The 11,770-nt window shown below is 71.2% G+C and carries 10 protein-coding genes; 5 read left to right on the plus strand and 5 right to left on the minus strand.

What is annotated here, in order from left to right:
• Positions 1 to 61: 61 nt before the first annotated feature.
• Positions 62 to 1,426 carry an FAD-dependent oxidoreductase gene (locus ACZ5GP_RS11070; RefSeq protein ID WP_468750562.1) on the minus strand — a complete coding sequence of 455 codons (1,365 nt, stop codon included), beginning with the start codon at positions 1,424 to 1,426 and terminating at the stop codon, positions 62 to 64.
• A gap of 225 nt (positions 1,427 to 1,651) precedes the next feature.
• On the minus strand, positions 1,652 to 3,883 hold the full coding sequence (gene katG / locus ACZ5GP_RS11075) for a catalase/peroxidase HPI (RefSeq protein WP_468750563.1): 2,232 nt from the start codon (positions 3,881 to 3,883) through the stop codon (positions 1,652 to 1,654).
• Positions 3,884 to 4,101: 218 nt separating this feature from the next.
• On the opposite strand from katG, the gene ACZ5GP_RS11080 reads away from it, so the two are divergent.
• A complete protein-coding gene (locus ACZ5GP_RS11080; protein WP_468750564.1) occupies positions 4,102 to 4,518 on the plus strand; it encodes a Fur family transcriptional regulator in 417 nt (138 codons plus the stop codon).
• A 52-nt stretch (positions 4,519 to 4,570) separates the two neighbouring features.
• On the opposite strand, the gene ACZ5GP_RS11085 is transcribed toward ACZ5GP_RS11080, so the two are convergent.
• The 3 genes from ACZ5GP_RS11085 to ACZ5GP_RS11095 form a co-directional block, all read right to left on the minus strand.
• Positions 4,571 to 6,292, minus strand: coding sequence for an acyl-CoA dehydrogenase family protein (locus ACZ5GP_RS11085; RefSeq protein WP_468750565.1), 1,722 nt, complete (start codon positions 6,290 to 6,292; stop codon positions 4,571 to 4,573).
• Between the two features lie 46 nt (positions 6,293 to 6,338).
• Positions 6,339 to 6,896 carry a PadR family transcriptional regulator gene (locus ACZ5GP_RS11090; RefSeq protein WP_468750566.1) on the minus strand — a complete coding sequence of 186 codons (558 nt, stop codon included), beginning with the start codon at positions 6,894 to 6,896 and terminating at the stop codon, positions 6,339 to 6,341.
• 103 nt (positions 6,897 to 6,999) lie between these two features.
• The gene (locus ACZ5GP_RS11095; protein ID WP_468750567.1) at positions 7,000 to 7,422 is read right to left on the minus strand and encodes a secondary thiamine-phosphate synthase enzyme YjbQ; all 423 of its coding nucleotides are present in this window, start codon (positions 7,420 to 7,422) and stop codon (positions 7,000 to 7,002) included.
• Between the two features lie 420 nt (positions 7,423 to 7,842).
• Between ACZ5GP_RS11095 and ACZ5GP_RS11100 the strand changes: the two genes are divergently transcribed.
• From ACZ5GP_RS11100 to ACZ5GP_RS11115, 4 genes are read left to right on the plus strand one after another with little or no spacing between them, the layout of a single operon-like run.
• On the plus strand, positions 7,843 to 8,736 hold the full coding sequence (locus ACZ5GP_RS11100; RefSeq protein ID WP_468750568.1) for an ABC transporter permease: 894 nt from the start codon (positions 7,843 to 7,845) through the stop codon (positions 8,734 to 8,736).
• Entirely contained in the window at positions 8,709 to 9,467 is a 759-nt protein-coding gene (locus ACZ5GP_RS11105; protein WP_468750569.1) for an ABC transporter ATP-binding protein, read from the plus strand. Before ACZ5GP_RS11100 ends, ACZ5GP_RS11105 begins: the two co-directional genes overlap by 28 nt.
• Before the next feature lie 39 nt (positions 9,468 to 9,506).
• Positions 9,507 to 10,571, plus strand: a complete 1,065-nt coding sequence (locus ACZ5GP_RS11110; RefSeq protein ID WP_468750570.1) for an ABC transporter substrate-binding protein — start codon at positions 9,507 to 9,509, stop codon at positions 10,569 to 10,571.
• A 2-nt stretch (positions 10,572 to 10,573) separates the two neighbouring features.
• On the plus strand, positions 10,574 to 11,749 hold the full coding sequence (locus ACZ5GP_RS11115; RefSeq protein WP_468750571.1) for an LLM class flavin-dependent oxidoreductase: 1,176 nt from the start codon (positions 10,574 to 10,576) through the stop codon (positions 11,747 to 11,749).
• The last annotated feature ends 21 nt before the right edge of the window (positions 11,750 to 11,770 follow it).

The raw sequence follows: 11,770 nt of genomic DNA on the forward strand, positions 1-11,770 counted from the left end.
CGTGCGTCACCTCGGCCGACGACCCGGGCGTGCTCCTCAGGCACCGCTGACGGCGTGCTCCTCAGGCGCCGCTGGCGTCGAGCATGTCCGCACGCTCGACGATCTTCACGCGCTCGCGGCCCTGCGGCTCGCCCAGCGCCTTCTCGGCGGCGTCGAGGCGGTACCAGCCCTCCCAGGTGGTGTAGCGGACGTTCCGCTCGTCGAGGAAGGCCTCCACGGCTTCCGGGGCGGGCGCCTGAGGCGTGTGCAGGCGGCCGTTCTCGCGGTCGTCCAAGAGGCTGGCGACCGTCTCGTTGGCGTCGCCCTTGGTGTGCCCGATGAGGCCGACGGGCCCGCGGCGGATCCACCCGGTCACGTACGTCGACCGCAGGTGCTCGCCGGTCTCCTCGATGACGCGGCCCGCCTGGTCGGGGACGGTGCCCGAGGCGACGTCCCAGGGCAGCTTGGGCAGTTCGTCGGAGAGGTAGCCGACGGCGCGGTAGACGGCGCCGAGGTCCCAGTCCTTGAACTCGCCGGTGCCCTTGACGTTGCCGGTGCCGTCCAGGGCGGTGCGCTCGGTGCGCAGGCCGACGACCTTGCCGTCCTCGCCGAGGATCTCGACCGGCGACTCGAAGAAGTGCAGGAAGAGCTTGTGCGGGCGGTCGCCGACGTCGCGGATCGCCCAGTTCTCCAGGGTCTTGGCGACCATGTCGGCCTGCTTGTTGCCGCGCCGCGTGGCGATCGAGCCGTCGTCGTAGTCGATGTCCTCGGGGTCGACGATGACCTCGATGTTCGGGGAGTGGTCCAGCTCGCGCAGCTCCATCGGGCTGAACTTGGCCTGTGCGGGGCCGCGGCGGCCGAAGACGTGGACCTCCAGCGCCTTGTTCGCCTTGAGGCCGTCGTACACGTTGGCCGGGATCTCGGTCGGCAGCAGCTCGTCGGCGGTCTTGGCGAGGATGCGCGCCACGTCGAGCGCGACGTTGCCGACGCCGAGGACGGCGACCTTCTGCGCATCCAGCGGCCAGGTCCTCGGCACGTCGGGGTGGCCGTCGTACCAGGAGACGAAGTCCGCGGCGCCGTAGGAGCCGTCGAGGTCGATGCCGGGTATGTCCAGGGCGCGGTCGGCCGTCGCGCCCGTGGAGAAGATCACCGCGTCGTAGAAGGAGCGCAGGTCGTCCAGGCTGATGTCGCGCGGGTAGTCGACGTTGCCGAACAGGCGGACCTGGGGCTTGTCGAGCACCTGGTGCAGGGCCGTGATGATGCCCTTGATGCGCGGGTGGTCGGGGGCCACGCCGTAACGGATCAGGCCGAAGGGGGCCGGCATCCGCTCGAAGAGGTCGATCGACACACCGGGTTCGACGGCCACCGCGGACTTCAGCAGCGCGTCGGCGGCGTAGATCCCTGCCGGGCCGGCTCCGACAATGGCGACCCGCAGAGGGCGAGGCATGTTCAGGTTCCCTTCGAGCGGTGATCAGGTAATCACCGGGAAGCCTAAACTGAGGCAAGCCTAAGTAAGTAGCCGGGTCGGGTTTATGGCCCCATAAGGCTGCCTTATGGGTCGTCCTGGACGTCGGCGCCCGGTCCGGGCGGCGGCCCGCGAGGGCCGCCCGAGCCGGGCGCCGCACCTGACCTGCGTGGACTCCGTCGACCGGAGGGGAACAGGCCGGACAGATCAGACCAGGTCGAACCGGTCCAGGTTCATGACCTTGTCCCACGCCGCGACGAAGTCCTTGACGAACTTCTCCTTCGCGTCATCGCTCGCGTAGACCTCCGCGACCGCGCGCAGCTCGGAGTTCGAGCCGAAGACGAGGTCGGCGCGGGTGCCGGTCCACTTGACCTCGCCCGTGGCGAGGTCGCGCCCCTCGAAGGCGTCCTGGGCCTCGGACGTCGACTTCCACTCCGTGCCCAGGTCGAGCAGGTTGACGAAGAAGTCGTTGGTCAGCGTCCCGGGGGTGGCGGTGAAGACGCCGTGCCGTGACCCCTGGTGGTTGGCGCCGAGGACGCGCAGACCGCCGACGAGGACCGTCAGCTCGGGGGCGCTCAGGGTCAGCAGGTTGGCCTTGTCGAGCAGCAGGTACTCGGCGGGCAGGCGGTTGCCCTTGCCGAGGTAGTTGCGGAACCCGTCGGCGGCCGGCTCCAGCGCGGCGAACGACTCCACGTCCGTCTGCTCCTGCGTCGCGTCGACGCGCCCCGGCGTGAAGGGCACCTCGATGTCGAAGCCGGCGTCCTTGGCGGCCTGCTCGACGCCCGCGGCGCCGGCGAGCACGATGAGGTCGGCGAGCGAGATCCGCTTGCCGCCGCTCTGCGCGGAGTCGAAGGTCTCCTTGATCCCTTCGAGGGTGCGCAGCACCGTGGCCAGCTGGTCGGGCTGGTTGACCTCCCAGCCGCTCTGCGGCTCCAGGCGGATACGCGCGCCGTTGGCGCCGCCGCGCTTGTCGCTGCCGCGGAAGGAGGACGCGGAGGCCCACGCGGTGGACACCAGCTGGGAGACCGTCAGGTCCGAGGCGAGGACCTGGGCCTTGAGGGCGGTGACGTCGGCCGCGTCGACCAGCTCGTGCGTGCGCGCGGGCAGCGGGTCCTGCCACACCAGCGTCTCCCGCGGAACCTCCGGACCGAGGTAGCGCGCGACCGGGCCCATGTCGCGGTGGGTCAGCTTGAACCACGCGCGGGCGAAGGCGTCCGCGAACGCGCCGGGGTCGGCGAGGAAGCGGCGCGAGATCTGCTCGTAGGCCGGGTCGAACCGGAGCGAGAGGTCGGTCGTGAGCATCGTCGGGGCGTGGGTCTTCGACCCGTCGTGGGCGTCGGGGACGGTCCCGGCCCCCGCGCCGCCCTTCGGCCGCCACTGGTGTGCGCCCGCCGGGCTCTTGAACAGCTCCCACTCGTATCCGAAGAGGATCTCGAAGAAGCTGTTGTCCCAGGTGGTCGGCGTGTTGGTCCAGATGCCCTCGAGGCCGCTGGTGATCGTGTCGGCGCCCTTGCCGGTGCCGTACGAGTTCCTCCAGCCCAGCCCCTGCTGCTCCATCGGGGCGGCCTCGGGGTCGGCGCCGACGTGGTCGGCGGGGCCCGCGCCATGGGTCTTGCCGAAGGTGTGACCGCCCGCTATCAGGGCGACGGTCTCCTCGTCGTTCATCGCCATCCGGCGGAACGTCTCGCGGATGTCGCGGGCCGCGGCGATCGGGTCCGGGTTGCCGTTGGGGCCTTCGGGGTTGACGTAGATGAGGCCCATCTGGACCGCGCCGAGGGGGTTTTCCAGCTCGCGGTCGCCGGTGTAACGCTCGTCGCCGAGCCAGGTGGTCTCGGGGCCCCAGTAGACGTCCTCGTCGGGCTCCCAGACGTCCGCGCGGCCACCGGCGAAGCCGAAGGTCTCGAAGCCCATCGACTCCAGGGCGACGTTGCCGGTGAGGATCATGAGGTCGGCCCACGAGATGCTCTGGCCGTACTTCTTCTTGACCGGCCACAGCAGGCGGCGGGCCTTGTCGAGGCTCACGTTGTCCGGCCAGCTGTTGAGGGGCGCGAAGCGCTGCTGTCCGGCGCCGGCACCGCCGCGGCCGTCGCTGATGCGGTAGGTGCCCGCGCTGTGCCAGGCCATGCGGATCATGAACGGGCCGTAGTGGCCGAAGTCGGCGGGCCACCAGTCCTGGGAGGTGGTGAGGACCTCCGCGATGTCCCGCTTCACGGCCGGCAGGTCCAGGGAGCCGAACGCCTCGGCGTAGTCGAACTCCTCGCCCAGCGGGTTGGCCACGGCGGGGTTCTTGGCGAGGATCTTCAGATTGAGCCGCTCCGGCCACCACTGGCGGTTTCCGCCGCCCTGGGTCGGGTGCGGGGCGCGCGTGTGCGCGACCGGGCAGCCGGACACCTCCTCGGGCTTCGGGTCGGTGACGATCGCGTCATGGTTCTCGGTCATGGGAATCCTTCCGGACGGGGCGGATCACGATGCTCGAAACTGCGGACGGTCGCGTCCACGAACCTGGCCCGGGTCAAGTCACGTACTTTTCCCCGCTGTTGCCCTGACTCTTGGCCGACGGCCGGATCCGATCCTACGATGGACCTAGTCCAAGTCAATACGACAGACAGGACCGTACGAAGTCATTTCCCGGACGACACACAGTAAGGCTGGTGGCCATGAGTGACCTGTTGCAACGACTGCGCGGACGCGGCTGGCGGATGACCGCCCAGCGCCGGGTGGTCGCCGAGGTGCTCGACGGCGACCACATCCACCTCACCGCCGACGAGGTGCTCGCGCGCGCCACGGTCCGGCTGCCGGAGATCTCGCGCGCCACGGTCTACAACACGCTCGGCGAGCTGGTCTCGCTCGGTGAGGTGATCGAGGTGACCACCCACGGCCGCGCCAAGCTCTACGATCCGAACGCCCGCCGCCCGCACCAGCATCTGGTGTGCTCGGACTGCGGCACGATCCGCGACGTGCACCCCGGGGGCGACCCTCTGACCGACCTGCCGGACTCCGAGCGGTTCGGCTACGCCGTCTCGGACGTCGAGGTGACCTACCGCGGCCGGTGCCCCGAGTGCGCCCGCACATGAGGCGGGCGCGGCCGGGCCGCTCCGTGCCCGGTCGCGCCCGTCCCCAGGACCGTCAGAGCGCCATCTCGTACGCTCCGGCCAGCGACTCGACGGTCTCCCACACGCGCGCCGAGCGGGCGTCGTCGACGACCGGGCGCCGTACCGCGCCCAGCGCCCAGCGCTGCTGCTCCTCGGTGGCCGAGTCCTTGCCGTGCAGTTCGACGGCGTGGGCGGAGAAGTCGCGCACCAGGACGGCGAACAGCTCGTCGAGGACGTCCCCGTCGAGGCCCGTCAGGCGTGCCTGCTCCAGGATCAGCTGGCCGTGCACGACGAGCGCGAACAGCTGCCCGACGGCGAGCAGGAGGTCCAGGTCGCGGCTCTGCGCCTCGTCGGGGGCGGCGCTCGTCACGAACTCGCACAGCGCGTCGGCCTGCTCGCGGAAGCGGGCGACGTTCGCCACCTCGGCGTAGGCGTCGAAGGCGGTGCGCCAGTCGTGGAAGCGGATGGCGCCGAGGCCGCGGGCGGGGCCCTGCCGGAAGAGGAAGGCGTCGTCGGCCGCGTCCAGGCGGGTGGGCACCGGCGGGTGGGCGACCGGGTCCAGCAGGTGGTTGCGCATGAACTTCAGGATGAGCGCGAGGTTGACGTGGACCGTGCCCTCCAGCTTGGGCAGGCCGCGGATCTCGATCGCCGCCTGGGCGAAGTAGTTGTCCTTCTCGAAGCCCTTGGCGGCGATGACGTCCCACATCAGGTCGATGACCTTCTCGCCCTCGGTGGTCACCTTCATCTTCGTCATCGGGTTGAAGAGGAGGTAGCGGCGGTCGTCGGGCCCCGCGGAGCGGAAGTAGTCGACGGCGCGGTCGCTGAACAGCTTCATGCCGACGAGGCGTACGTAGGCGTCGGTCAGCTCGCGCCGCACGTGCGGGAAGTCGGTGACGGGCCGGCCGTAGAGGATGCGGCCCCGGGCGTGCGTGACGGCCTCGTACATCGCGTGTTCGCAGATGCCGATGGAGGCGGTGCAGAGGTTGAACTTGCCGACGTTGACGGTGTTGAGGGCGGCGTCGAAGGCCGCCTTGCCCGTGTGCAGGATGTCGTCGGGCGTGACCGGGTAGTCGTCGAGGCGGAACTCGCTGACGAACTTCGAGGAGTCGACGACGTTCTTCACGAGGTGGTACGCGGGATGGCGGCTGTCGGCGGCAAAGAAGACGTAGCCCTCGGGGCCCTCGACGTCGGTGCGGCGGCCGAAGACGGACACCAGGCCGGCGGCGTTGCCGTTGCCGATGTAGTACTTGGAGCCGCTCGCCCGGAAGCCGCCGTCGCCGTCGGGCGTGAGGAGCATGTCGGTGGAGTAGATGTCGGCGCCGTGGGCCTTCTCGGACAGGCCGAAGGCGAACACCTCGCCCTGTTCAAGGAGTTCCGCCGCCCGGGCACGGGCCGCGGCGTTGTCGCTCTGCCAGACCGGGCCGAGGCCGAGCACGGTGACCTGCCACGCGTACCAGTAGTCGAGGCCGTAGAAGCCGAAGATCTCGTTGAGGGCGGCGATGCGGGCGGTGTCCCAGCGCTTGTCCGGGTGCCCCTCGGCGGCGGACTCGGGGGTGAGGAACGTCGCGAACAGCTTCTCCTTGGCGGAGAACTCCAGGAAGTCCGCCAGCCAGGCGCGCGAGCGGTAGTCCTCGATCAGCCTGCGCTTGCCGCGGGCCTCGAACCAGTCGACGGTCGCGCGCAGCAGCCTGCGGGTCTCGGGGTCGAAGTGCGTCGGGTCGTAGGTGCGCGGGTTGAACAGCAGCGCGTCGGCCATGAGGGGTCGCCTTTTCCTGGTCGGGGGTCGGGATGGGTGGGCCGGTTCAGGCCTGGGGGCCGAGCCGGTGGAGGGTGGCGATCACGTCGTCGAGCCAGTCGAGCGTCATGCGTTCGTACGCGATGCCGCCGCGCAGCACGACGTGCTGGAGTTCCCGCCCGGCGTCGGGCGCCGCGGAAGCCTGCGGGTCGGTGAAGTCGCGCCGCTCGCCCGCGAGGTAGCGCGCGAGCCGGTCGGCGTGCTCCTGGCGGTGCCGCTCGACCTCGCGGATCAGTGCGGCCGGGTCGTCGAACGCCGCGCCGCGGATCTTCACGGCCAGCTCGTGCCGGACGCTCTCGGGCGCGATGGGCTCGTGCAGCCACGCGGTCAAGGCCGACCGCCCGGCGTCGGTGACGGAGTACTCCTTCTTGTCCGGCCGGGTCTGCTGCGCCACCGCACGGGCGTCGATCCAGCCGTCGCCCTCCATGCGCTTGAGGACGCGGTAGATCTGCTGATGGGTGGCGGTCCAGAAATATCCGATGGACCGCTCGAACCGCCGGGCCAGCTCATAGCCGGAGCCCGGCTTCTCCAGCAGCGAGACGAGGATCGCGTGCTCTAGCGCCATGTGCCGATCCTTCTATGCAATTCGTTGCATAGACAAGCGGCACCGGCCCAGTGAGACGCGGCTCACCTGCGAGGTCGCCGTCCCGTCGCGCCGGTGCTCCCGGTCAGCCGAGGAAGCTCAGGCGGACCTGACGCTCGGGATTGTCGACGTTCGTGTCGACCAGGCACACCGACTGCCAGGTCCCGAGCTCCAGGGCCCCGGCCACCACCGGCAGGGTCGCGTGCGGCGGGACGAGGGCCGGCAGGACGTGGTCGCGGCCGTGGCCGGGGCTGCCGTGGCGGTGCTGCCAGCGGTCATCGGCGGGGAGCAGGGTGTGCAGCGCGGCGAGCAGGTCGTCGTCGCTGCCCGCGCCCGTCTCCAGGATCGCGACGCCCGCCGTGGCGTGCGGCACGAAGATGTTGAGCAGGCCGTCACGGCCGGCCGCCGCCTCGCGCAGGAAGGCCTCGCAGTCGCGCGTGAGGTCGAGGACCGTCTCGCGGGAACCGGTGGTGACTCGCAGGACTCGGGTGGTGAACGCATCGGACATACCCCCATCCTCCCCCATCCCGCCTCTCGGTCCGCGATACCGGGCGTCCGCCTTTCGAGACGCCGTTGACCCTGCGCGCAAGGCGTGGCTACGTTCTGCGGCATGTCGCGTTCAGCCCTGCTCATCACGCGCGGTCACATCGACCTGCTGCGGGTGGCCTCCGCCGCGTGTCGCCGCGGCCGCTGACGCCCTTTCACGGCTTCGCCCTCCTGCTCTTCACCGTTGCCCCGGCCGGTCGGCCCGCCCCTTCGCCTCTTCCTTTCTTCCCGCTCCCCCTCTTTCGGTCCGCCGTGCTCCTCGCGGTCACCGAGCGGGGGCGAGCGGCCGTACGCGCCGTCCATCTGACGCGCGTACGCGGATCTGAAGCGTGCTGAGACCCGCCACCGCCGCCGACCTCCCCCGCCCCACCATGGAGCGCCTGTGAGCATCAGTCATGCGTCATCGCACGCCTCACCCGACATTTCCGTCATATCCAAGACATCACCGCCTGGACCCGGACCGGACCCCGCTCCGGCACTCGAACGCCTCGTCCCCTCCTCCAGCCGTCGTGCCCTCGTCCCCCGCTGGCTCCGCCGCACCTCGGGGCCGGTGCTTCTCCTCGCCGTCTGGCAACTGCTCAGCGCCACCGGCGTATTGGCCGAGGACGTGCTGGCCTCACCCGGGACCGTCGCCCGCGTCGCCGCCGAGCTGATCTCGGACGGCTCGCTGCCGTCCGCCATGGGGGTCTCGCTGCGCCGGGTCGCCGTCGGTCTGCTGCTGGGCACCGTCGCCGGCGCGGCCCTCGCGCTGCTCTCCGGGCTCTTCCGCGTCGGGGAGGACCTCGTGGACGCGGGGGTGCAGATGCTGCGCACCGTGCCGTTCGTCGGGCTCATCCCGCTGTTCATCATCTGGTTCGGCATCGGCGAGACACCGAAGATCGCCATCATCGCGCTCGGTGTCTCCTTCCCGCTCTACCTCAACGTGTACGCGGGCATCCGGGGCGTCGACACGCAGCTGATCGAGGCCGGGGAATCGCTCGGCCTGTCGCGGTGGGGGCTCGTGCGGCACGTCGTCCTGCCCGGCGCGCTGCCCGGCGCCCTGACAGGCCTGCGCTACTCGCTGGGCATCGCCTGGCTGGCGCTCGTCTTCGCCGAGCAGGTCAACGCCGACTCAGGTCTCGGCTTCCTCATGGTCCAGGCCCGTGACTTCCTGCGCACCGACGTGATCGTGGTGTGCCTGATCGTCTACGCCTTCCTCGGCCTCCTCGCCGATCTCCTCGTCCGCACCCTCGAAAGGCTGCTGCTGCAATGGCGACCGACGTTCACCGGCCGGTGACCCCCGCCGCGGACACGGCGCCGGCCGTGCGCGTCGAGGGGCTCACCCGCGCCTTCGACGGCCGTGCCGTCCTCGACGACCTGCGCCTCGACGTCCGGCCCGGCGAGTTCGTCGCGCTGCTCGGACGCAGCGGCTGCGGCAAGTCGACGCTGCTGCGCGTCCTCGCCGGCCTCGACCGCGACATCACGGGCACGGTGCTCGTGCCGCGCCGCAAGGCCGTCGCCTTCCAGGCGCCGCGGCTGATGCCCTGGAAGCGGGTGTGGCGCAATGTGCTGCTCGGCCTGCCGGGCAGGCCCGAACGGGGCCTCGCCGAGCGGGCGTTGGCCGAGGTGGGCCTGGAGCACCGGACGAACGCCTGGCCCAAGACGCTCTCCGGGGGCGAGGCCCAGCGTGCCTCACTGGCCCGCGCGCTGGTGCGCGAGCCCGATCTGCTGCTGCTCGACGAGCCGTTCGGCGCGCTCGACGCCCTCACCCGCGTCAAGGCGCAGCGGCTCGTCGCCGAGCTGTGGCAGCGGCGCGGCTGCGCGGTGCTGCTCGTCACGCACGACGTCGAGGAGGCGGTGCTCCTCGCCGACCGGGTCCTCGTGATGGACGCCGGCGTGATCGCGTACGAGACCCGGATCGGCCTGGAGCGGCCGCGCGGGATCTCCGACCCCCGCTTCACCGCGCTGCGCGAGGAGTTGCTCCAGCGGCTCGGCGTCGAGACGCCCGCCGGGACCGCCACCACCTGAACCGCTCCTGTGCCACATCCGACGATCGGAATCACCACCATGCCCGGAAACAAGACCATGCGACGGCCCCGCCACGCCCCGGCCGCTCTCCTGCTCCCTGTGGCCATGCTGCTCACCGCCTGCTCCGGCACCTCCGCCGCCGGCACCTCGGTGGGCGGCTCCGGCGGACGCGTCGACGGCCAGGGGTCGCTCACCCTCGATGTCGGTGACCAGAAGGGCGGCTCGGAGGCCGTGTTGCGCGCGGCCGGGCAGCTCGACGGCCTGCCGTACAAGATCCGCTGGTCGACCTTCACCTCGGGACCGCCCCTCCTGGAGGCCGTGAACGCCGGGGCGGTCGACGTCGGCGGGGTGGGCAACACACCGCCGGTCTTCGCGGCGGGCGCGGGCTCGAAGATCTCCGTGATCGCGGCGACGCGCGGTACCGCGGCGGGCGAGGCGATCCTCGTGCCGAACGGCTCGCCCCTGAAGGCGCCGCGCGACCTGAAGGGGAGGTCCGTCGCCGTGGCCCAGGGCTCGTCGGCGCACTACCAGTTGATCGCCTCCCTGGAGAAGGCGGGCCTCGGCCTGAAGGACGTCGAGGTCAAGTACCTCCAGCCGGCCGACGCGCTGGCGGCGTTCACGAGCGGCAAGGTGGACGCCTGGGCCGTCTGGGACCCGTACACCTCGCAGGTGCTGCGGGGGAAGAAGGGCCGTGTCCTGACCGACGGGGACGGCGTCGTGAACGGCCTCGGCTTCCAGGTGGCGGCGCCCGGCACGTTGCGGGACAAGAAGAAGTCCGCTGCCGTCTCCGACTATCTGCGGCGCCTGCGCACCGCACAGGAGTGGGTGTACAAGCATCCCCGGGCGTGGGCGAAGGTCTGGGCGAAGGACACCGGCCTGCCCTACGACGTCGCGTTGGACGCCGTCAAGCGGACCAACGGCACCCGGATCCCGGTGGCCGTCGACAAGAACGTCGTGTCGTCCGAGCAGGAGATCGCCGACACCTTCGCCGGGCTCAAGCTCATCCCGCGCCGCGTCGATTTCGGCGACTTCGTCGACACCCGGTTCAACGGCGACCTGCCGCCCTCCACCAGCGAGCCGCGCGCCTACCGCGAGGAGTCCTGACCGTGAACGTCCATCTCCACTGGTTCCTGCCGACCGGCGGCGACGGCCGCACCCTCGTGGACCGGCACGCGTACACCGACGGCGGCATCACGCGCTCCCGCGTCACGCCGGTGAGCGGCGTGCGGGCGCCGGACATCGAGTATCTGGCGCAGATCGCCAAGGCGGCCGAGCAGTTGGGTTTTGAGGCGGTGCTGACGCCGACCGGCACGTGGTGCGAGGACGCCTGGCTGACGACGGTGGCGCTCGCCCAGCACACGCGGCGGCTCAAGTTCCTCGTCGCCTTCCGCCCTGGGGTCCTCTCCCCCGTACTCGCCGCGCAGATGGCGGCGACGTATCAGCGCATCACGCGCGGCCGCCTGCTGCTCAATGTGGTCACGGGCGGCGACTCGACCGAGCAGCGGCGGTTCGGCGACCACCTGGACCACGATCGCCGCTACGCCCGCACCGATGAGTTCCTCTCGGTCGTACGAGGGGTGTGGAGCGGCACACCCTTCGACTTCACCGGCGAGCACTACCGGGTCGAGGGCGGGCTGACCGCGCTGCCGCCCGATCCGCTGCCGGAGATCTTCTTCGGGGGGTCGTCGGCGGCGGCCGGCCCGGTCGCGGCGCGGCACACGGACGTGTACCTGACGTGGGGCGAGCCGCCGGGGCAGGTCAAGCAGAAGATCGACTGGATCCGGGACCTCGCCGAGCGGGAGGGGCGCACGGTCCGCTTCGGCATCCGCCTGCACACCATCTCCCGCGACTCGGCCGCCGAGGCCTGGGCGGTCGCGGACCGGCTGCTCGACGATCTCGACCCGCAGACGGTCGCCGCGGCCCAGGAGGCGCTCGGACGCAGCGAGTCGGTGGGCCAGCAGCGGATGCTCGCGCTGCACGGCGGCTCCCGCGACCAGTTGGAGGTCGCGCCGAACCTCTGGGCCGGGGTGGGGCTCGTCCGCGGGGGCGCGGGCACCGCCCTGGTCGGCAGCCACGCGGATGTCGCGGACCGGATCGAGGAGTACCACGCGCTCGGCGTCGAGCACTTCGTGCTGTCCGGCTATCCGCATCTGGAGGAGGCGTACTGGTTCGGGGAGGGCGTCATCCCCGACCTGGCTCAGCGCGGTCTGCTGCACCGGGCGGTACCGGACATCCCTTCCGCCGGTGCCCCTGCCCGGCGGACACCGGGCGCGCCTCGGTAGCGGGGAAGATCCCGGACCCCG

This window comes from Streptomyces sp. NPDC031466 (assembly GCF_055581265.1).

Coding starts and splice junctions, on each gene's coding strand:
- ACZ5GP_RS11080 (WP_468750564.1), top strand. CDS start 4,102: ATGAGTGACCTGTTGCAACGACTGCGCGGACGCGGCTGGCGGATGACC.
- ACZ5GP_RS11110 (WP_468750570.1), top strand. CDS start 9,507: ATGCCCGGAAACAAGACCATGCGACGGCCCCGCCACGCCCCGGCCGCT.
- ACZ5GP_RS11105 (WP_468750569.1), top strand. CDS start 8,709: ATGGCGACCGACGTTCACCGGCCGGTGACCCCCGCCGCGGACACGGCG.
- ACZ5GP_RS11095 (WP_468750567.1), bottom strand. CDS start 7,422: ATGTCCGATGCGTTCACCACCCGAGTCCTGCGAGTCACCACCGGTTCC.
- katG (WP_468750563.1), bottom strand. CDS start 3,883: ATGACCGAGAACCATGACGCGATCGTCACCGACCCGAAGCCCGAGGAG.
- ACZ5GP_RS11070 (WP_468750562.1), bottom strand. CDS start 1,426: ATGCCTCGCCCTCTGCGGGTCGCCATTGTCGGAGCCGGCCCGGCAGGG.
- ACZ5GP_RS11085 (WP_468750565.1), bottom strand. CDS start 6,292: ATGGCCGACGCGCTGCTGTTCAACCCGCGCACCTACGACCCGACGCAC.
- ACZ5GP_RS11090 (WP_468750566.1), bottom strand. CDS start 6,896: ATGGCGCTAGAGCACGCGATCCTCGTCTCGCTGCTGGAGAAGCCGGGC.